The 19848-nt window shown below is 40.7% G+C and carries 18 protein-coding genes; 15 read left to right on the top strand and 3 right to left on the bottom strand.

From position 1 onward, the window contains the following. Nucleotides 1–65 precede the first annotated feature (65 nt). Both MJX77_RS02875 and MJX77_RS02870 read left to right on the top strand, forming a co-directional pair. Nucleotides 66–1424: a GntT/GntP/DsdX family permease gene (locus MJX77_RS02875; RefSeq protein ID WP_004794740.1), complete on the top strand. Its 1359-nt coding sequence runs from the start codon at nucleotides 66–68 to the stop codon at nucleotides 1422–1424. Between the two features lie 17 nt (nucleotides 1425–1441). Beyond that, nucleotides 1442–1954, top strand: a complete 513-nt coding sequence (locus tag MJX77_RS02870; protein WP_151821263.1) for a gluconokinase — start codon at nucleotides 1442–1444, stop codon at nucleotides 1952–1954. Nucleotides 1955–2023: 69 nt separating this feature from the next. Here the strand turns inward: MJX77_RS02870 and MJX77_RS02865 are convergent, their stop codons facing one another. Then, nucleotides 2024–3289: a glutamate-5-semialdehyde dehydrogenase gene (locus MJX77_RS02865; RefSeq protein ID WP_252060516.1), complete on the bottom strand. Its 1266-nt coding sequence runs from the start codon at nucleotides 3287–3289 to the stop codon at nucleotides 2024–2026. A gap of 299 nt (nucleotides 3290–3588) precedes the next feature. Between MJX77_RS02865 and MJX77_RS02860 the strand changes: the two genes are divergently transcribed. Then, nucleotides 3589–4902 carry an alpha/beta fold hydrolase gene (locus MJX77_RS02860; RefSeq protein WP_252060515.1) on the top strand — a complete coding sequence of 438 codons (1314 nt, stop codon included), beginning with the start codon at nucleotides 3589–3591 and terminating at the stop codon, nucleotides 4900–4902. 55 nt (nucleotides 4903–4957) lie between these two features. Here the strand turns inward: MJX77_RS02860 and MJX77_RS02855 are convergent, their stop codons facing one another. Further along, complete coding sequence (locus MJX77_RS02855; protein WP_252060514.1) at nucleotides 4958–5800, bottom strand: class I SAM-dependent methyltransferase; 843 nt, start codon at nucleotides 5798–5800, stop codon at nucleotides 4958–4960. A 373-nt stretch (nucleotides 5801–6173) separates the two neighbouring features. After that, complete coding sequence (nagZ, locus tag MJX77_RS02850; protein WP_252060513.1) at nucleotides 6174–7193, bottom strand: beta-N-acetylhexosaminidase; 1020 nt, start codon at nucleotides 7191–7193, stop codon at nucleotides 6174–6176. Between the two features lie 192 nt (nucleotides 7194–7385). Here nagZ and MJX77_RS02845 point away from each other — a divergent pair, with 192 nt between their 5' ends. The 12 genes from MJX77_RS02845 to bamB all read left to right on the top strand — a co-directional run bounded on the left by MJX77_RS02845 (nucleotide 7386) and on the right by bamB (nucleotide 19672). Continuing rightward, nucleotides 7386–9569: a carboxy terminal-processing peptidase gene (locus tag MJX77_RS02845; protein WP_004794726.1), complete on the top strand. Its 2184-nt coding sequence runs from the start codon at nucleotides 7386–7388 to the stop codon at nucleotides 9567–9569. A gap of 138 nt (nucleotides 9570–9707) precedes the next feature. Further along, a complete protein-coding gene (locus MJX77_RS02840) occupies nucleotides 9708–10997 on the top strand; it encodes a glycosyltransferase family 4 protein (protein WP_252061305.1) in 1290 nt (429 codons plus the stop codon). A 24-nt stretch (nucleotides 10998–11021) separates the two neighbouring features. Next, nucleotides 11022–11573: a phosphatase PAP2 family protein gene (locus MJX77_RS02835; protein ID WP_013198979.1), complete on the top strand. Its 552-nt coding sequence runs from the start codon at nucleotides 11022–11024 to the stop codon at nucleotides 11571–11573. 99 nt (nucleotides 11574–11672) lie between these two features. Then, a complete protein-coding gene (gene iscX, locus MJX77_RS02830; RefSeq protein ID WP_003654869.1) occupies nucleotides 11673–11873 on the top strand; it encodes a Fe-S cluster assembly protein IscX in 201 nt (66 codons plus the stop codon). A 113-nt stretch (nucleotides 11874–11986) separates the two neighbouring features. Further along, the gene (gene ndk / locus MJX77_RS02825) at nucleotides 11987–12418 is read left to right on the top strand and encodes a nucleoside-diphosphate kinase (RefSeq protein WP_003654870.1); all 432 of its coding nucleotides are present in this window, start codon (nucleotides 11987–11989) and stop codon (nucleotides 12416–12418) included. A gap of 123 nt (nucleotides 12419–12541) precedes the next feature. Continuing rightward, a complete protein-coding gene (gene rlmN, locus MJX77_RS02820) occupies nucleotides 12542–13777 on the top strand; it encodes a dual-specificity RNA methyltransferase RlmN (protein ID WP_004794719.1) in 1236 nt (411 codons plus the stop codon). Nucleotides 13778–13792: 15 nt separating this feature from the next. Continuing rightward, complete coding sequence (gene pilW, locus MJX77_RS02815) at nucleotides 13793–14593, top strand: type IV pilus biogenesis/stability protein PilW (RefSeq protein ID WP_252060512.1); 801 nt, start codon at nucleotides 13793–13795, stop codon at nucleotides 14591–14593. Further along, complete coding sequence (locus MJX77_RS02810) at nucleotides 14584–15375, top strand: helix-turn-helix domain-containing protein (RefSeq protein WP_005302244.1); 792 nt, start codon at nucleotides 14584–14586, stop codon at nucleotides 15373–15375. Before pilW ends, MJX77_RS02810 begins: the two co-directional genes overlap by 10 nt. Nucleotides 15376–15396: 21 nt before the next feature. Then, nucleotides 15397–16512 carry a flavodoxin-dependent (E)-4-hydroxy-3-methylbut-2-enyl-diphosphate synthase gene (gene ispG / locus MJX77_RS02805; RefSeq protein ID WP_004698760.1) on the top strand — a complete coding sequence of 372 codons (1116 nt, stop codon included), beginning with the start codon at nucleotides 15397–15399 and terminating at the stop codon, nucleotides 16510–16512. Further along, nucleotides 16509–17801 carry a histidine--tRNA ligase gene (gene hisS, locus MJX77_RS02800; protein WP_199987235.1) on the top strand — a complete coding sequence of 431 codons (1293 nt, stop codon included), beginning with the start codon at nucleotides 16509–16511 and terminating at the stop codon, nucleotides 17799–17801. Before ispG ends, hisS begins: the two co-directional genes overlap by 4 nt. A 27-nt stretch (nucleotides 17802–17828) precedes the next feature. After that, the gene (locus MJX77_RS02795; RefSeq protein ID WP_252060511.1) at nucleotides 17829–18527 is read left to right on the top strand and encodes a YfgM family protein; all 699 of its coding nucleotides are present in this window, start codon (nucleotides 17829–17831) and stop codon (nucleotides 18525–18527) included. After that, the gene (gene bamB / locus MJX77_RS02790) at nucleotides 18527–19672 is read left to right on the top strand and encodes an outer membrane protein assembly factor BamB (protein ID WP_049837905.1); all 1146 of its coding nucleotides are present in this window, start codon (nucleotides 18527–18529) and stop codon (nucleotides 19670–19672) included. Before MJX77_RS02795 ends, bamB begins: the two co-directional genes overlap by 1 nt. Nucleotides 19673–19848 lie beyond the last annotated feature (176 nt).

Genomic DNA, 19848 nt, shown 5'->3' with positions numbered 1-19848 from the left:
CTGTGGTTGAAGACCTTTGTTTGGGCAGTGTGCCTAAATAGTATTATTCCAAGGAGAAGTATCACATGGAAACCGTTCAGGGTGGCATGTTGCTTATCTACACTGTAATCGCGATTATTGCATTGGTTGTCATGATCGCGAAGTTCAGAATTTATCCATTTCTTGTTCTTATTATTGTTTCACTCGGTTTGGCTTTGGCTGTTGGCATGCCAATGGGCGATATTGTTAAATCATACGAAGCTGGTACTGGTAAAACCTTGGGCCACCTTGCGATTGTAATCGCACTGGGAACGATGCTCGGTAAAATGATGGCCGAGTCGGGTGGCGCTGAGCGAATAGCAATTACTTTAATTAAATGGTTTGGTGAGAAAAATATTCACTGGGCCATGATGTTTATTGCGCTGATTGTTGGTCTTCCCGTATTTTTCGAAGTAGGTTTCGTTCTACTCATTCCAATTGCCTTCAACATTGCTAAGCGAACTGGTAAATCTTTACTGGTTGTTGGCTTGCCAATGGTCGCTGGTTTATCTGTTGTGCATGGCTTAATTCCACCACATCCGGCGGCATTGTTGGCTGTACAAGCCTATCACGCTGATATTGGTAAAACGATTGCGTACAGCTTAATCGTCGGTGTGCCAACGGCTATTGTTGCTGGGCCATTGTATGCACTTTGGATTAATAAGTACGTCAAATTGCCTGAAAATAACCCGTTAGCAAAACAGTTTATTGAAGCAGATACAAATAGAACTCGTGAGTTGCCAAGCTTTGGGATTACCTTATTTACGATTATGCTGCCAGTAGTGTTGATGTTAATCGGAAGTTGGGCAGATCTGTTCTTTGCGCCACAGACTTTCGCAAATGATTTACTACGTTTCATTGGTACTTCTGATATCGCATTGCTTATTGCTGTACTGGTCAGCTTTATTACCTTTGGTACGATGCAGGGTTTTAACCGTGAACAAATTGAAAAATTCTGCGGCGGATGTTTAGCTTCTATTGCCGGAATCATGTTGATTGTTGGTGCTGGTGGTGGTTTTGGTGGCATTTTACGTGACACAGGGATTTCTAATGAGATTGTGTCCACAGCCTTGAAAGCAAATTTGTCGCCATTATTGTTGGGTTGGTTTGTTGCAGCATTGATTCGTTTGGCAACAGGTTCTGCAACGGTGGCTATGGCTACAGCATGTAGTATTGTTGCTCCAATTGCAGCTACGGCTGGGGTCGCTGTTAGGCCAGAACTTTTAGTACTTGCCACAGGCTCAGGTTCATTGGTTTTCTCACATGTAAATGATGCGGGATTCTGGTTAATCAAAGAATATTTTGGTATGACCGTGGGACAGACACTCAAAACTTGGTCGGTATTAGAAACGATCATTTCAGTGTTGGGTTTATCTTTCACGCTACTGCTTAGCACTATTTTATAATTAAAGGTGAGTAATCCATGATTGTGATTGCAATGGGTGTCTGTGGAACAGGTAAAACCCTCATTGGTGAGTTGTTATCAGAGCGTTTGGCTTGTGAGTTTCTCGACGGTGATACGCTTCATTCGGCTGCAAATAAAAGTAAGATGAGCCAAGGGATTCCTTTAACTGATGATGATCGTCTGCCATGGTTGCAGGCCATTCGTCAGGTGATTGAAACCAAACAAAGAGATGGTGAAACAGCTGTATTTACATGTTCATCTTTAAAACGTATGTATCGCGATATTTTAAGAGGGCAAGATCAGAATGTTAAGTTCGTCTACCTCAAAGGCTCTTATGAGTTATTACAGGAAAGACTTGCAGCAAGATCAGGCCATTTCTTTGACCCATCATTGCTACAAACTCAGCTTGATACATTAGAAGAACCAGATCTTCATGAAGCAATAACGATTGATATTGCTTTGACACCTGAACAGATTGTGGCGCAAGTCATGCAGCAACTTGGTGTAGTTAGTGATGTCTGCCAAGAATAATCATAGAAAAGTTTAAATGATAAAAAACGCCTGATATTGATCAGGCGTTTTTTTGAATTGTTAAATCGGTTATTGGCGAATTTGACCATCACCTAACACAATCCATTTTTGAGAAGTTAAGCCTTCTAAACCAACTGGACCACGTGCATGAATTTTATCTGTTGAGATACCAATTTCTGCGCCTAAGCCATATTCAAAACCATCAGCAAAACGAGTTGATGCATTGATTACAACTGAGCTTGAATCTACGCGAGCCAAGAACTGACGAGCCAGAGTGTAGTTTTCAGTCACGATTGCATCGGTGTGATGTGAACCATATTTGTTGATATGGTCAATTGCTTCATCAATGCCACTCACTACTTTAACTGCAAGAATTGGCCCTAAATATTCGGTATACCAGTCTTCTTCTGTTGCAGGTTTTACAGAAGTACCCAAAATACGACGTGTTTCTGGACAGCCGCGAAGCTCAACTTGTTTTTCAGCATATAGTTCAGCAATGCGTGGTAGGAAAACTTCTGCAATTTTTTCATCAACAAGCAGAGTTTCCATCGCATTACAAACGCCATAACGATGTGTTTTGGCATTTAATGTAATCGGTAATGCTTTTTGCAAGTCTGCCTGTGCTTCAACGAATACATGGCAGTTACCATCAAGATGCTTAATCACCGGAATACGCGCTTCGTTGGTGACACGTTCAATTAAGCTTTTGCCACCACGTGGAACGATTACATCTACATATTCCGCCATGGTAATGAGATGACCAACTGCCGCGCGGTCAGAAGTGTTAATTACTTGAACTGAATTTTCAGGTAAGCCAGCAACTTTTAAGCCATGCTTAATCGCTTCAGCAATTGCTTTATTTGACTCGAGTGCTTCTGAACCACCACGTAAAATAATGGCGTTGCCCGATTTAATCGCTAAAGATGCAGCTTCAAGGGTTACGTTTGGACGTGATTCGTAAATCATCCCAACAACACCTAAAGGCACACGCATTTTTCCAATTTGAATGCCTGTGGGGCGATATGCAAGATCAGTAATTTCCCCAATTGGATCGACAAGAGCAATCACATCTTTTAGACCTTGCAACATTCCTTTAAAACGTGCGGGCGTAAGTTCAAGACGATCAAGCAATGCGCTGTCGAGCTGATTGCTACGACCTTTATCCATGTCGATTTGATTCGCTGCCAAAATTGCTGCCTGATTATTTTCTAAAGCAGTATAAATAGCAGAGAGTGCATGGTTTTTTAGTGAGGTAGAAGCACTTGTAAGGACACGAGAGGCCTGACGTGCTTGTTGCCCAACTGTTTGCATATATTGTTCAATTGAATCTTGCATAGCATTTTTTAATCATTTACCAATGAGTAAGATAGTAGCAGTCAAATGCGGAACAATGAATGGCTTTTTTTGAAAAATGTGACCGCCATAAAAAAACATTTAAATATTTTGCAAACTATTAGCGACTTAAACAAGATGAGCGGTCATTTGAGCGATTGCGTATATTTCACACAATTGTTTAGAATGTTATTGTGCAATACAAACTAATACAAATTTTAAAGTTTTGTGCATAAAAGATTACGTGTTCAAGAAGGAACTCTTGCAGCATAAAAAAATTACAGCAAGGAGGAAGCAAGGATATGAATTCCATTATTCAAATGGATTCGGAGATCAACCAAGCTTATGCCGGTTTTGGCTTTTTCGATATCTACCATAGAGATAGTTTTAAACAACCTGCTCGTACCACATGGATTGACGGCTGGAAAATTGAATATATGGCAATTGCCGACCCAAAAACGATTCACAATACGCCAATTGTGATTGTGGGCGGAGCTTTCCAGAATTTTAATTCTTATAAATATTGTGTTGAGCAATTGTTTGAAAGCGGTCCGGTCATATTAATTGATTTACCTTCTATGGGCGCAAATCAGCAAATTACCAATCGGGACACAGGAGTATCAGCGGGTACTTTAGAGCTACCTGATTTGTCTAAAATGTTGGGTCGCTGGTTAGATATTGTGGGACTACAAAAAGTTTCTGTGATGGGAATGTCTTTGGGGTCAGTGATTGCTTCTTGCTTTGCTTATCACCGTCCCGAGTTAATGGATCGCATGATTTTGATGGGGGTTATGCAAAAGACCCGAAAAAGTTGGCGAATGATTTTGGAAGAGTCGCTCAAGCTCATGCAAGAAAACCGCATGGAAGAGTTTGGGCAAGCTGTAATTTTATATTTAGTTAATCATGCAAAATTAGATAAAACCCGCATGTCACCAACAGCCAAAAAATTATTTTTTAGGCAAATGGCTGAGTTTACGGGTACAGAGCGAGAACGTTATGAAATTAACTGTAATCGTCTTTTGCGGTTAACTGATGTACCCATTCCAGAGTGTAAAACGCTGGTTGCAGCAGGGCAGTACGATAGTTTTACTCTGCCTCATGAAAATGCGAATTTTGCTTTGCAATGCCCAGATATGGAATTTGCACTTATTGCTAACGCGGACCATGTGCCACAGCTCCAGCGTCGTAAAGAAACCATGAGTTTGTTCACTTCATTTTTAAAAGGTGAATCTATCCAAAATTTGGATGGCATTATTCCTATGACACGTGAACAAATGCAAAAGATGGAGCGCCGTGGGGAAGAGCGAGTTCGGGTTTTGCAGCCAAAAACCCAACTTACTCACCGAGAGTCTGATGTAGAGGTACCTGTAACGATTGTTGATGTCACTTTCTTCGGTATGTATTTAAAAATGGATGATATTTTGCAGCTTGATTTTGTGAATGATCATCCACGTGATTTAGCACTACATTTAGAGGATGAAGAAGGTAGCTTTGCAATTGAGTGCTTAATTTTTGAAAGTACAGAGCAGGGTATTCGAGCTTTATTTAAACATGGTAGTTTCGAACTTGCTGATCGTTTAAGCCGTTTTATTGCTCGTCAAAAACAAGCAGTTTAATAATATAGTTATAGATGGAAGCTCGTTTATTTCGAGCTTCCATTTTTCATATGAGTTATTTTGTTTGGGCGTGAATGGTCCAAACTAAGTCGCCTAAATGTTCTTCACCTCTTTCTTTAGAAACTGGTCCAAAGAATATTTGTGGTTGTTCCACGCTAACTTGATCGAACTCTGTATCTTTAAAAAAGTCTTCAACTTCTTTGGGATTTTTGAAGTGAAAACTAAACGAGCTTCGAGACATTAATTTCAATAATTTACTGCTATTCCAGATAATACTGGCAAGTTTGTTTTTTACTGGTTCAGGGTAGAGGTCCGTTAAATAATGGAACTTTTTAAAAGAAGTGCCATAGTGAGCAATTGATTGAATCAGCTGTTTTAATAAATTTTTATCAAAATAATTAATTAAACCTTCACTAATCACAACCAATGGGCGGTTCGGGTCAAATACTTCAAATGCTTGTGCAAAAGCTTCGGTAAATAAATCAACTGATAAAACTTCAGGTGCATTTTTTTCAATTTGTTGTAACGCATTTTGTTTGGTTTGTGCCATATCGGGTAAATCAAGCTCCCGATAGGTAATCGAAGGGTAATGCTGTCTAAACCACCAGCCACGTGGAGACAGGCCACATGCTATTTCTAGAACTTGTAAATCAGGACTTTCTTGAATGAGTTGTTCTAAGTGATGATCAAGCATGGTGTGGCGTTGTTTGAGCGTCGTGCGCATGCTACCGCCTACATATTTCTCAGCCCAAGATTCTATTGGGTGAACTAAATATGCCAGTGATTTACCTTTAGTTGTAGCAAGTGCTTCATGAGAGATCCCCATTTGATACCAGATATAGCCTGTGTAATGGGCTGTAAAAGAGATGTGGCGGTGTTTTGAAAGTTGTTGTGTCATTCGTCCTGAGCTCGATTTATTGTTTTTCTGTGATCTTCATTATTTGTAACAATGAAGAGGGTTTAATGTATTGATGTTGAATGAACCTGCATGACGGAGTCCTGTCAATTAGGTTCGCATTCTGGGATGAACTTTCAGTTAGAGTTACTTTTCTTTTGGGAAAAGTAACCAAAACCTGAGGTGCGAATAGCAAAGATTAATTATCTTTGCCGTACCGTAAAACGAAAGCTATGCTTGAGTAAAATACTACGCACTTCGTTTGTCTTGCGCAATGCGAAAGCGCTAACGCTTTTGCATTGCTCAGGTTGCGTATGACTTAACCGCGTATCAGATAGTGAATAGGTTTTTGTAGCCAATTAAAATTTTTACTAACTTAAATCGAATTTTTAAACTCTTCAATGGCTGTTTTGACAGCTTGCCACTCGTCGCCAAGCGATAAGGTTTCACCAATCTGAATTTGTGGAATTTGACCACGCATGCGTTCAAGGCGTTCTTGATTTGGTAGCTCTAGGTTTGCAATACCTTCAAGTGCTGTACATGCCGCACTACGGTCGTTACACACAAGTCCCATATCACAACCAGCAGTTAAAGCAGCTTGAATACGTGCATCTGCGCCACCTGCTACACATGCGGCTTGCATGCTTAAGTCATCAGAGAAAAGTACACCATCAAACTTCAAACGGTTGCGTAGAATTTCTTGAATCCAGAACGGTGAAAAACCTGCTGGATTTGGATCGATTTGATCATAAATCACATGTGCAGGCATGAGTGCATCAAGCTGAGGCATAAGCTTAATGAAGCTTTGCATGTCATGGTTGTAAATTTCGTCATAGCTACGGCTATCGATTGCAGCTGCGACATGAGAGTCGGCTTTCACTGAGCCGTGACCCGGGAAATGTTTGCCCGTGTTAGCCATTCCAGCTTTTTTCATGCCTTGCATAAATGCGCCAGCAAGTGGTGCGATATCCTCAATATTTTTAGAGAAACCACGGTCGCCAATCACGTCACTAATTGCATTAAGGTCTAAAACGGGTGCAAAACTAAAATCGATACCTACAGCAAGGACTTCGGTTGCCATTAACCAACCGCACTGTTCAGCTAGTTCAAGTGCTTTTTGAGGTTGAGTAATATAGAGTTCACCGAAACGACCCATGGCCGGTAATAAGGTAAAACCTGATCTTAGGCGCTGAACTCGACCACCTTCTTGGTCAACAGCAATTAAAATATCTGGACGAATTTGACGCATATGGTCCGTTAAGGCACGGACTTGTTGTGGAGATTCAATATTTCGTGCAAATAAAATCATGCCACCGACTTGCGGAGCGCGTAATAGTTCAATATCTTCTTGAGTAAGTTCTGTGCCGGCGATGTCCAGCATCAATGCGCCAATCATATTGGTTCCATTTGAATTTTGATTGAAAAACAATAAGCGAATTTTGCAATGTTTTGCTACATTTTGTCAGTACAGAATATGATAAAACTACACGGTATAAACAATTTAGTTGGTTAAGATTTTGAATCTGCTTAGTTCATATCGAAAACAGAGCGTGTAAGATAGGAACACCCAAGGAAGTATTAAAAATTTATGAAACTTCAAACTATAGCTTGTGCAGTAGCGATCGCGACTGGCGGTTTATTCTTCACTCATACGATGAATGAAGCGAGAGCAGCAACCAATACTGCTGTGGTTTCTCAATCGATCCAGCCAACGCAAGAACAGGCTTTGGTGGCTCGCCAACTGGCAACTTTAGTTGATCGCCAACATTATTTAAATATGCGTCTGGATGCGACGACATCAAATCGTATTCTCGATATGTATTTAGATAGTCTTGATCCGGATCACTCTCTATTTTTAGACGCTGAAGTTCAAAATTATAAAAAACTATATGGTTCAAATTTTGGTGCTTCTTTAAAAGCGGGGAATTTGACTGGACCGTTTGCAATTCATCAGCAATATCGTGAACGCTTAAAACAATTTTATGAGTTCATGTTAGCCGAGCTGAAACAGCAGCAAAATTTAAAACAGCCAAATAGCTATATTGAAGTAGATCGCGAAAAAGCGCCGTATTTTAAAACATCGGCTGAGCAACAAAATCACTGGCGTAAAATGTTGGTTTCGCAGTTAATCAACTTAACGATTAGCCGTGAAGAAGAACAGGCGAAACAAAAAGCGCTTAAAGAAAATCCATCACTTGCTGATGGTCAAGATTTAACTGGCCCAGAAGATTTAACACCAGCTCAGACTTTAACTAAACGTTATACGCGTCAGCTTGAAAGAATTAGTCGTGTGAAAAGCGATGATGTGTTGGACAAAACATTGAACGCCATGTTGGCGACTTATGATCCACACAGTAACTATTACCCACCAATCGATGCGATAGAACTGAATCGCCAAACGACCTTGCAACTAGAAGGTATTGGTGTGTCGATTCGTCCAGAGCGCGGCAATGAAGATTACACCAAGATTGAAACCATTGTAGAAGGTGGTCCTGCAAGTAAGTCTGGCCAAGTGAAATCAGGAGACCGAATCGTTGGTGTCGCCCAAGAAGGCGAGAAAATGATTGATGTGGTTGGTTGGACAAGTTCTGAAATTGTTGGACTCATTCGTGGTAAGCGTGGAACTAAAGTCACGTTAAAACTTCTTGGTGCTGGCGCATCAATGAGTCAAGCACGTAATGTGACCTTAGTGCGTGATGTGATTCAAGAAGAAGATGCTGGTGTTCGTTCGCGTACAGTTGAAGTGACACGTGATGGTAAAAAGCATGTGTTGGGCGTAATTGAAATTCCCTCATTCTATTTTGACTATCGTTCACGTCGTGCGGGTCAACAATATCGTTCAGTTTCTGAAGATACAGCAAATGCTTTTGAAGCGTTAAAAGCGAAAAAAGTAGAAGGTATTATTATCGACTTGCGTAATGATCCAGGTGGTTCATTAGAAGAAGTTGCACGTATGCTGGGTCAAGTGATTAAGTCAGGTCCAGTGGTTCAAATTCGTGATGGCAATGGCAACGTAAGTGTTTTTGAAGACAACGACGGTGGTCAGCAAGTTTACACAGGGCCTCTTGCTGTAATGGTGAACTTGGCATCTGCATCTGCAAGTGAGATTTACTCTGCTGCAATCCAAGACTATGAGCGCGGTATTATTATTGGTAGCACAACGACTGGTAAGGGTACAGCTCAGGTGCAACTTGATACTCTGGCATACGGTCAAGCGACTTTAACTCAGCGTAAGTTCTACCGTATTACAGGTGGTAGTACACAAAATAAAGGTGTAGTGCCAGACATTAAACTCGTCGATATCTATAACGAAGAGTTTGGTGAGCGTAAATCGAAGAATGCGTTGAAGTGGGACACAATTCCTACAGCACCATTTAAACGTGAAGGCTCTGTTCAACCTTATGTGGCAAAGTTGTCTCAATTCTCTGAACAACGTGTTGCTAATGATGCCCAGTTTAAATATCTAAATAAACGTACGGCGATTGCCAAAGTTACGAGTGATCAGAAACAAGTGGTGCTTGATATTGATAAACGCCGTGCTGAATTACTTGGTTTAGAGAAACAAACTTTAGATGCAGAAAATGAACGCCGTGCTGCAACTGGTCAAAAGCCTTTTGCAAACTGGGAAAGCTATCAAGCTTCATTAGATGCTCTAGCTGAATCTCGCGCTAAAATGAAAGCATCTCAACGCCCTGCATTACCAGAGGAAGAAACTTTTGTGACTGAAGCTGCAAATGTACTCATGGACTATGCAAAATTGCAAAATCGCTAAGTATTACTAGGTCTTAAGAGAAAAGCATGCTGTTATCAGTGTGCTTTTTTTATTTTTCATGTCAGTAAACTGTCACGCATTTATCATCAAAATGTCAAAAAAACTGCTTAATCTTTAAGCATGAAAATAAATACATTGATGGATGGCGCTATGCAAAGCTCATACGCGACAGCACTATTAAAACAACAGCAACTTCCTGAAAGCTTCCAATTCTTTTTTAAACAAAAGCAGCAGCTATCTAATACGCATTCATTGCATGATTTGGTGCGCCCACGTTTAAAAATTGCGATTGTGACGGAAACTTGGCCACCTGAAATTAATGGTGTGGCACTTTCATTATTACAACTATGCCAAGGTCTACAAAAACAGGGGCATAAGATTTTACTGATTCGTCCAGAGCAAAAGGCAAAATGCCATGACTTTACGCCAGAGCAAGAATGTCTGGTGATGTCGCAGGCGATTCCAAAATATCCAACTTTACAATTTGGTTGGCCACAATATTTAAAAGTATCGAAAGCTTTTGAAAAGTTTGTGCCCGATGTCGTGCACATCGTGACTGAAGGACCGTTAGGTTTAACTGCCATGCAAGCTGCTAAGGCAAAAGCTATTCCAGTTTCTAGCGGCTTTCATTCGCCATTTCAAGATTTTAGTCGATTCTTCGATTTGGCTTTTTTGGTTAAACCGATTCAAAAATACCTATGCTGGTTTCACAACAATACTCAAGTGACTTGTGTGCCAAGTAAAGATACACAAGAAGCATTACGCGGTTTTGGCATTACTTGCCCGCTGGTTGTCGTTGGGCGTGGCGTAGACACAACAAGATTTTCACCAAAGCACCGCTCTGAAAATTTACGAAAGCAATGGGATGCCGATGAGAATACTCGCGTTATGCTTTATGTGGGGCGTTTGTCTCCTGAAAAAGAAGTGCAAGTGCTCATTGAAAGTTATGCCAACTTACAAACTGTTCAGCCCCAGAAAACGAAATTAGTTATTGTGGGAGATGGCCCAGATTTTGCTCGTTTAAAGTCACTACCTGAAGCGAAGGGTGTTATCTTTACCGGAAGTCTGAGAGGTCAAGATTTGGCTGCTGTATATGCGAGTGCCGATGTATTCGTATTTGCGAGTCAAGTTGAAACGTTTGGTAACGTAGTTTTAGAGGCAATGGCAAGCGGTTTGCCAGTTATCGCGTATGATTATGCATGTGCACATCAATATTTAACCCATGGTGTGAATGGCTGGTTAAGCCCACTTGGACAAAAAAGCCACTTTATACAACAAATTTATCAGCTTCCTTCAGTACAACAACTTAGAGAAATGGGCGTACAAGCCTGTCATAAAGTACAGCAAAGCGGTTGGCAACTTCCGGTTCAGCAATTGGAGCAGGCATTTTATCAGGTAGTGAAGGAGCCCTCGGTGGACTTCACCTAAGTATCCTAAAATAGGAGAATGACCATGAAATTTAAGAATGCAAAAATAAAAATACTCGATTTAGATTTAAGAGGCTGTTTATATCTTAACAATTTCTCTCACTCACAGCGCGTTGCCCTTTTCTTCAAAATTATCAGTCGTGTGGGTGACGGTCCATTTTGGTATCTAATGCTGGCAATCGTGTGGGGCATGCAAGGCATCACCTATAGCTTGCAAATCATCTACTTGTTATTAGGTGGTTCTATTGGCACGGCAATCTATAAATTTTTAAAACATAAGACAACACGACCTCGTCCTTATCAAGTGCATCAGGTGATTGTGCTCGGTGAGAGACCACTTGATCATTTTAGCTTTCCATCGGGTCATACACTTCATGCAGTGATGGTGACAATTGTGTTGGGTTATATCCAGCCCGCTTTGCTTGCGGCGATGTTTCCTTTCATGGTGCTTGTAGCATTGTCTCGTATGGTCCTTGGTCTTCATTATCCAAGTGATGTGATTGTCGGTGCGCTTATTGGCGCGGCGGTCGCGGGTATGATTATCTTTATGGCTCCACTATTGAATATCGCTTTATAAGTATCGGTAATTTTTATCAGCTTAAGCTATCGATTAGGTTTGTGGATTTGCTAAAGTACACAGTTCGTGATTTAGCAGATTAAACAGATAGGAGCCGCTATGGGCTTACGTTGGACAGATACGATTGATATTGCCATTGAATTGTCAGAAGCACATCCAGAAGTTGATCCGCAATGGATTCGTTTTACCGATTTACATGCATGGGTGTGCGCATTACCAGACTTCAATGATGACCCAAATAAATCGACAGAAGGATTGCTAGAAGGGATTCAAATGGCCTGGATAGACGAAGTTCGCTAAAAACAGTAGAAAAAATCGCAACTTTTACACATTCAAAGCTGATTATTGCCTATGACATCGGTATAATGCGGCAAATTTTTCAATGTTTAAATTTTAAAATAAAGGAGCCACTCATGGCTATTGAACGTACTTTGTCTATCGTAAAACCTGATGCAGTGTCTAAAAACCACATCGGTGATATTTTTGCTCGTTTTGAAAAAGCGGGTTTAAAAATTGTTGCGACTAAAATGAAACACCTTTCTCAAGCTGATGCTGAAGGTTTCTATGCTGAGCATAAAGAACGTGGTTTCTTTGGTGACTTAGTTGCATTCATGACTTCTGGTCCAGTTGTAGTATCTGTTCTTGAAGGCGAAAATGCAGTTCTTGCACACCGTGAAATCTTAGGCGCTACAAACCCTAAAGAAGCTGCTCCTGGCACTATCCGTGCTGACTTTGCTGTAAGCATCGACGAAAATGCTGCTCATGGTTCTGACTCAGTTGCTTCTGCAGAGCGTGAAATTGCTTACTTCTTTGCTGACAACGAGATCTGCCCACGCACTCGTTAATCGAAAGCATTCAAACCAGATAAGTGGTATACTACTTATCTGGTTTTTTTATTCTCTCAAGAGAATATTGTTTGATTCTTGAACAATATCTTCAGTTTTTTGACATGGTTTAGGTAAATACACATGAGTTCTGCAGAGGTCGTTTCATCTGAAAATCTTGATGGACAGCAGCAATCTTCGTCCACGCTGGTAATTCCTGCTGCCGAAAATAAAGTGAATTTACTCGGCATGTCTCGTACTGAATTAGAAAAATTCTTTGAAGATATTGGCGAGAAAAAGTTTCGTGCCGGTCAGGTCATGAAATGGATACATCAATACTTCATTACTGATTTTGCTGAAATGACCAATATTTCAGGGAAATTGCGTGCGAAGCTTGAACAGATTTGTGAAATCAAAGCTCCTGAAGTGGTTCACCGTCACTATTCAAAAGATGGTACACGTAAGTGGGTTTTTCGTGTGGGTGATGGTGCAGGTTCTTTAGTTGAAACTGTATTAATTCCTGCCGAAGATAAAACAGGCTTGCGCAAGACTTTGTGTATTTCGTCACAAGTCGGTTGTGCATTAGACTGCTCATTTTGTTCAACAGGCAAACAAGGTTTTCAACGTGATTTAACGCCAGATGAAATCATTGGACAGCTTTGGATGGCAAACTATTCTTATATGGAAGAAGTGCCTGTTGCTGAGCGCGAGCGTTCAGTGACCAATGTTGTGATGATGGGTATGGGTGAACCATTGCTCAACTATGATGCCGTATTAAGCTCAATGCAGATTATGCTTGATGACTTTGCTTATGGCATGTCTAAGCGTCGTGTGACTTTATCTACATCAGGTGTTGTACCTAAAATTGATCAACTTGCAAAAGACATTGATGTTGCTTTAGCAATTTCTTTACATGCACCAAACGATGAATTACGTAATGAATTAGTGCCAATTAATAAAAAATATCCATTGGCTCAGTTGATTGCAGCATGTCAGCGTTATATTGCCAAAGATGGTAATGAAAGTACGCGTAAACATGTGACTATTGAATATGTGATGTTAGAGGGTGTAAATGATCAGCCTGAACATGCACAGCAAATGATTAAATTATTAAAAAACCTACCAAGTAAAATTAATTTAATTCCATTTAACCCGTTCCCGCATGCACCATATGGTCGCTCAAGCCGAAATAGAATTATCTCGTTCCAAAAAACTTTGTCTGATGCTGGATTTGTGTGTACGATTCGTCAAACACGTGGTGATGATATTGATGCTGCATGTGGACAGTTAGTTGGTCAAGTGGCCGATAGAACTCGTCGTGCTGAACAGTGGCAGAAGAAAGTCACACAGCGTCAAGAGATTTTGCGTACACAGGGATAAAATTGAGGGCAGGCTTTGAGTACTCCAAAGTTAAAAACGGTATTATGTATGGGGGTTGCAGTTGCATTTATGGTAAGTGGTTGCCAGACAACGCATGTGCAAAAGAAAGACCCAGAAAAAGCGGTAAAAGTGCGTACACAACTTGCTGCTGAACATATCCGTTCGGGTGACTTGGATTCGGCAAAGCGAGCTCTTGATCAAGCTTTAAGTGTAGATAGCCGCGATGCAACGGCAAATATGATGATGGGTATTTTACTACAGCAAGAAGGTAGTAAGCCGAACTTAGAAAAAGCAGAACATTACTTTAAACGAGCAATTTCATCTGAACCAGATAATGCTCAAGCACATAATAACTATGGTACGTACTTGTATCAAATGGAACGCTATAATGATGCGATCGAGCAATTTCGTATTGCTGGTACAACATTAGGTTATGACCAACGCTATCAGGCGTTAGAAAATCTAGGGCGTATTTATTTAAAATTGGGTGATGTTGCGAATGCTGAAAAAACATTCAAACAAGCACTCCTTGCTAACCGCGACTCTTATATTTCAATGTTAGAGTTAGCGGAAATTTTTTATTTGCAGCAGCAGATTCCGGCTGCTACACAAATGTATGAACAATACGTTCATACAGTGGGGCAGAAAAATCAGGGTGCAAGAGCACTTTGGATTGGTGTAAGAGTGGCTCGAGCCAATGCGGATAAAATGGGAATGCAAGTGTTAGTAAACCAGTTACGTGCTTTATTCCCGGAAAGTCCAGAATATCAACGTTATTTGCAATTACAGTATAGTACTGAGGCCGTATGGAAATAAATCCTAATTCACAGCAGCCAACTGGCTCAAGCTTACCGACTTCTGCTTTAGGAAATATTCAACGTCCTGGTGAGTATTTACGTCAAATTCGAGTTGCTCAGAATAAAGAGTTAGGGCAAGTTTCTTCAGATTTAAACATGCCGGTTAAGACTCTAACTGCTTTAGAGCAAGATGATTACAAGTCATTGCCAGAAGCGACTTTTATTAAGGGTTATTACCGTTCATATGCAAAATATTTAAATACAGATGCGACGGCAATTATTCAGCGCTTTGATGAAATTTATGCAAATGATACCGGGCTTTTACCAAACCATGCCTTAAACAACTCACCGATTAAAATCATGGGTAAACTCCCTGGTTCTAATAGTGACCGTAATAAGAAATGGTTGAAGCGAGCACTTCTTGCAATCGTGGTTATTGCTGTTGTGTCATTGATTGTCATGGGTATTCAAAAATGGACTTCTAAGAAAGAAGATGCTGATTTACCTAAAGTAAATCAATCTAGTGTTGAAGTTTTACCTATGAAAGGAAATGCCACCTCAACAGTGGGTGATCAATTGGTGCTAAACTTTAACCGTCCAACGTCTGTTCATATTGTTGATGCAACAGGTAAAGTTTTGGCGACAGGCCGTCAGTCATCAACTTTAAACTTAAATGGCGAGTCTCCATTTCAGATTCGTCTTGATGATGCAACTGCGGTGTCATTAAGTTTAAACCAAGAACAGATTTCATTGTCTCCATATACGGTAAACGGTAAAGCTGAATTCCGTTTATCCCGCTAATACCATGAGTTGAGCGATACAATGATAGAGAACCCAATTAAACGTCGACCAACACGCAAAATTCGTGTTGGGTCGGTGTATGTCGGTGGCGATGCACCTATTAGTGTGCAAAGTATGACAAACACTGAAACTTGCGATGTTGATGCAACCGTTGCTCAGATTGAGCGTTGCGTTGATGCAGGTGCTGATATTATGCGTGTTTCGGTCCCATCTATGGAGGCTGCTGAGGCATTTGGTGCAATTCGTAAGCGCGTTTCAGTACCATTAGTTGCCGATATTCATTTTGACCATAGAATTGCCTTAGCAGTTGCAGATTATGGTGCAGACTGTTTGCGTATTAATCCGGGTAATATCGGGTCAGACCAGAAAGTTCGTGAGGTCGTTGCTGCGGCACGTCATCATGGTATTTCAATGCGTATTGGTGTGAATGCGGGTTCTCTAGAAAAAGATTTACAGAAAAAATATGGCGAGCCTACTGGGCAAGCACTTCTTGAATCAGCTTTACGTCACATTGATATTTTAGACCGCCTTGATTTTCATGAGTTTAAAGTTAGCGTAAAAGCCTCAAATGTGTTTTTAACCATGGATGCTTACCGCTTGCTTTCTCAGCAAATTGATAATCCATTACACCTTGGTGTTACCGAAGCGGGTATTTACCGTACGGGGACTGTGAAATCAGCGATTGCCCTTGGCGGATTATTGATGGAAGGCATTGGCGATACAATGCGTATTTCGCTTGCTGCCGAACCAGAAGATGAAATCAAGATTGGTTTTGATATCTTAAAATCGCTGGGTCTACGCTCTAACGGGATTAACTTTATTGCTTGTCCGAGTTGTTCGCGCCAAGAATTTAACGTTATTCAAGTGATGCAAGCTTTGGAAGAACGTTTAGAAGATATTCGTACTCCAATGGATGTGTCAGTGATTGGTTGTAAGGTAAATGGCCCGGGTGAAGCAAAAGAAGCTGATATCGGAGTTGTTGGGGCTGCGCCTCGCTCACTGGTTTATCGTAATGGTGAGAAAAGCCATTTAATCGATACCGATCAATTGGTTGATGAAATCGAAACAATGGTTCGTCAACGTGTCCAAGAGCTTGAAGAAGCTAAATCTAAAGAAATTATTCGTAGTTCATCATGAGTTCAATTGTCGCAATCAAAGGTTTTAATGACGTCTTGCCAACGCAAACAGTAGCGTGGAGACGTCTTGAGCAACATTTAGCATCGTTAATGGATGCTTATGGTTATCAACAAATTCGTTTACCAATCGTTGAACAAACGAGCTTGTTTAAACGCACTATTGGTGATGCTACTGATATTGTTGAAAAAGAAATGTATACCTTTTTCGATAAAGGCAACCCACCAGAGTCATTAACTTTACGTCCGGAAGGTACAGCTGGTTGTGTTCGTGCGTTGGTTGAACATAATTTGTTGCGCGGCGCTACGCCACGTGTGTGGTATATGGGACCTATGTTCCGTTATGAAAAACCACAAAAAGGGCGTTATCGTCAGTTCCACCAGTTTGGTGTGGAAACTTTTGGCGTTGCGACTCCTGACATTGATGCTGAATTGATTATGTTGACAGCTCGCTTATGGAAACGTATGGGCGTTGCTGATAAGGTTCAGCTTGAGTTGAATACTTTAGGTGAGGCTGATGAGCGTGCTGAATACCGCAATGCTTTAGTTGCGTTCTTAAATGAACATAAAGATGCGTTGGATGAAGATTCTCAGCGTCGCTTAACAACAAATCCATTACGCATTTTAGATTCTAAAATTGAATCTACTCAGAAAATTCTGGAAAATGCGCCGAAATTGCACGATTTCTTAAAAGAAGATAGTTTGGATCATTTTAAGCAGTTACAAGATTATTTGTCTGCTGCTGGCATCCAGTTTGTAATTAACCAGAAGTTGGTACGTGGCCTGGACTATTACAACAAGACTGTTTTTGAATGGACGACTACAGCACTCGGTTCGCAAGGTACGGTATGTGCTGGTGGACGCTACGACGGTTTAGTTGGTCAATTAAAAGGTAAGCCAGATCAATCTGTACCGGCTGTTGGTTTCGCGATGGGTATGGAGCGTCTATTGCTTCTGCTTGAGCAAGTTGAACAAGCTGAAGTTATTCGTGATTGTGAAGTCTTTTTGGTTGCAGAACCTGCTTATCAAACAAATGCTTTGATTTTAGCGGAACAATTACGTGACCAGTTAGAAGCTGCAAATAGCAGTATTCGAATCAAAACAGGTTCACAAGGCAGCATGAAAAGCCAGATGAAAAAAGCTGATCAGGCTGGAGCAATCTTTGCTTTGATTTTAGGGGAACGAGAGTGGGAAGCGCAGCAGTTTGCTATTAAAGAGTTAGCAACAGCTGAACAGTCACAAGTCGCAATTGCTGACCTCGTACCATTTTTAATCCAAAAATTTACAAAATAAACTGAACATCTGGAAAAGGACAATCACATGAGCTTAAGTGATGAAGAACAATTCGACAGCTTAAAGTCGTTCGCCAAAAAATATGGTTCTGCCATGATTAGCGGAATTCTCATTGCGTTGATTGCCTTTTTTGGGTGGACATACTGGCAAAAAAAGAATCTGGCAACTAGTCAGGTAGAAACTGCAAAAGTACAGCAGTTAATGGATGAGGCAAATGCGAGTGCCGATAATCCGAATGCTTTAAGTTCAGTAACTGCATCAGCAGATAAAATTGTAAAAGATGATATCGACTCTGTTCAGGCCATACAGACTCAGTTTGTATTAGCAAAATTAGCCTATGAAAAACAAGATTATGCCGCTGCCGAAAAAGCCTTAAAGAAAGTTGAAAATTCAAAAGTTAAAGATGAAGGTTTGATTCAGGTTGTAAAAGTGCGTTTAGCAGATGCACAATTGGCGCAAAACAAATATGATGAAGCACTAAAAACTCTGTCTGGTAACGTCGATCCTGCATTTAAAGCAACGGTAGAAGAGTTACGTGGTGATATCTTTGTTGCTAAGAAAGATGTTGATTCTGCTAAAAAAGCGTATCAGGCAGCTTGGAATTCGTTACTAGAACGTAAACAAGAGCGACAAATTTTACAAATTAAACTCGAAAGTGTTGGCGTTTTAGTTGAAGATCCACAGATTGAGCGCCCAATTTTGGAAACACAGGTGGAAGAGTCTTAATGAATCAGAAATTCAAACTGCCTTTGGCAATTGCAATCGCATCGGCTGTACTGGTGGGATGTTCTAGTAATAAAGTAAAAGAAGTTAAACCAAATCCTCTACCGAAATTGACCGAGTCGAAAAAGACCTTAACGCCAGTGTTTTCGCGTAGTGTTTCTTCTACTGATAAAGCTGATCCATTACGTTTGCAACTTGATGCAAACGATGGTGTGGTTTTCACTCTTGATCCAAAAGGTGAAGTAGCTGCATATCGTGGTAAACAACGCATTTGGGAAAAGAAAGTCAGCAAATTAGGCTTGAGTTCTGGTGTTGAAGCTGCTGAAGGAATTGTTGTTGTTGGTAACAGTAAAGGTCAACTTTTCGCACTAGATCAGGCAACAGGGGAGCAGAAGTGGACTGCACAGTTATCCGGTGCATTGTTAAGCCCGTCATTGGTTCAATCTGGACGTGTTATTACCATTGCGAATGATGGTACTGTATTTGCGCATGATGCTACTTCAGGCCAACAAGTTTGGGCTTATAAGTTACCGAATGTCCAATTTAGTTTGCGTGGTCAGGCATCACCAGTGAGCCTTGATCCTCGTACTGTATTAATTGCTTCTGCGAATGCATATGTTTATGCAATTGATACCATTAGTGGTATTCCGCGTTTCCAACGTCGTGTTGCGGTGAGTGAAGGTCGTTCTGATATTCAACGTTTAATTGATATCGATGGTGATCCTACTGTAGCTGGACAATTTATGGTAACGACCAGTTTCCAAGGTCAAGTGACTGTAACAGATCTTGCTTCTCAACGTGTAGTTTGGAGTGAAGATTCGAGCAGTACTAAACGTCCAGAAGTTTATGACAATAAAGTATTTGTCTCTTCAACAGATGGTAAGTTAACAGCTTACGATTTAGCATCTGGTGAAAAAATCTGGGAAAATGATAGTTTGTTAAACCGTCATTTAAGTAACCCAGTTGTGTTAGGACAAGATCTTGTTGTAGGTGATTTAGATGGCGTATTACATCTTGTTGAACCAACAACAGGTAAGTTAATTGGTCGTTCAAAAACAAGTGGTGAAGTTAACACATTGCGTGTTATCGAGAATCAACTTTATGTTTCGACCCGAAAAGGCGATTTAAGTATTTGGCAGAATCGTTAATTTCGTTCGCTTGTGCTAAAATAAGCGCTTAACAAATTATGCTGTTAAAAATATCGGGGTGTTTGAATTAAATCAGTTCAAAGCCCCGTCTTTTATTATGGTCATCTCTGACCTTAAAATATATCTCCTGTACTGTTTTTAATGCTCATGCCATGAGATATGGCTGGTCTTGAATT

Source organism: Acinetobacter sp. AHP123 (genome assembly GCF_023757925.1).
Taxonomy (GTDB): domain Bacteria; phylum Pseudomonadota; class Gammaproteobacteria; order Pseudomonadales; family Moraxellaceae; genus Acinetobacter; species Acinetobacter oleivorans.
Note: the sequence above shows the minus strand (reverse complement) of the source record. Positions and strands in the feature narration are given on the sequence as shown.

Excerpts from the sequence above, each read along its gene's own strand:
- MJX77_RS02865 (WP_252060516.1), bottom strand. The coding sequence starts at position 3,289 with ATGCAAGATTCAATTGAACAATATATGCAAACAGTTGGGCAACAAGCA.
- nagZ (WP_252060513.1), bottom strand. The coding sequence starts at position 7,193 with ATGATTGGCGCATTGATGCTGGACATCGCCGGCACAGAACTTACTCAA.
- MJX77_RS02845 (WP_004794726.1), top strand. The coding sequence starts at position 7,386 with ATGAAACTTCAAACTATAGCTTGTGCAGTAGCGATCGCGACTGGCGGT.
- MJX77_RS02840 (WP_252061305.1), top strand. The coding sequence starts at position 9,708 with ATGGATGGCGCTATGCAAAGCTCATACGCGACAGCACTATTAAAACAA.
- MJX77_RS02870 (WP_151821263.1), top strand. The coding sequence starts at position 1,442 with ATGATTGTGATTGCAATGGGTGTCTGTGGAACAGGTAAAACCCTCATT.
- iscX (WP_003654869.1), top strand. The coding sequence starts at position 11,673 with ATGGGCTTACGTTGGACAGATACGATTGATATTGCCATTGAATTGTCA.
- MJX77_RS02860 (WP_252060515.1), top strand. The coding sequence starts at position 3,589 with ATGAATTCCATTATTCAAATGGATTCGGAGATCAACCAAGCTTATGCC.
- MJX77_RS02795 (WP_252060511.1), top strand. The coding sequence starts at position 17,829 with ATGAGCTTAAGTGATGAAGAACAATTCGACAGCTTAAAGTCGTTCGCC.
- MJX77_RS02835 (WP_013198979.1), top strand. The coding sequence starts at position 11,022 with ATGAAATTTAAGAATGCAAAAATAAAAATACTCGATTTAGATTTAAGA.
- MJX77_RS02810 (WP_005302244.1), top strand. The coding sequence starts at position 14,584 with ATGGAAATAAATCCTAATTCACAGCAGCCAACTGGCTCAAGCTTACCG.
- MJX77_RS02875 (WP_004794740.1), top strand. The coding sequence starts at position 66 with ATGGAAACCGTTCAGGGTGGCATGTTGCTTATCTACACTGTAATCGCG.
- ndk (WP_003654870.1), top strand. The coding sequence starts at position 11,987 with ATGGCTATTGAACGTACTTTGTCTATCGTAAAACCTGATGCAGTGTCT.
- MJX77_RS02855 (WP_252060514.1), bottom strand. The coding sequence starts at position 5,800 with ATGACACAACAACTTTCAAAACACCGCCACATCTCTTTTACAGCCCAT.
- bamB (WP_049837905.1), top strand. The coding sequence starts at position 18,527 with ATGAATCAGAAATTCAAACTGCCTTTGGCAATTGCAATCGCATCGGCT.
- ispG (WP_004698760.1), top strand. The coding sequence starts at position 15,397 with ATGATAGAGAACCCAATTAAACGTCGACCAACACGCAAAATTCGTGTT.
- rlmN (WP_004794719.1), top strand. The coding sequence starts at position 12,542 with ATGAGTTCTGCAGAGGTCGTTTCATCTGAAAATCTTGATGGACAGCAG.
- hisS (WP_199987235.1), top strand. The coding sequence starts at position 16,509 with ATGAGTTCAATTGTCGCAATCAAAGGTTTTAATGACGTCTTGCCAACG.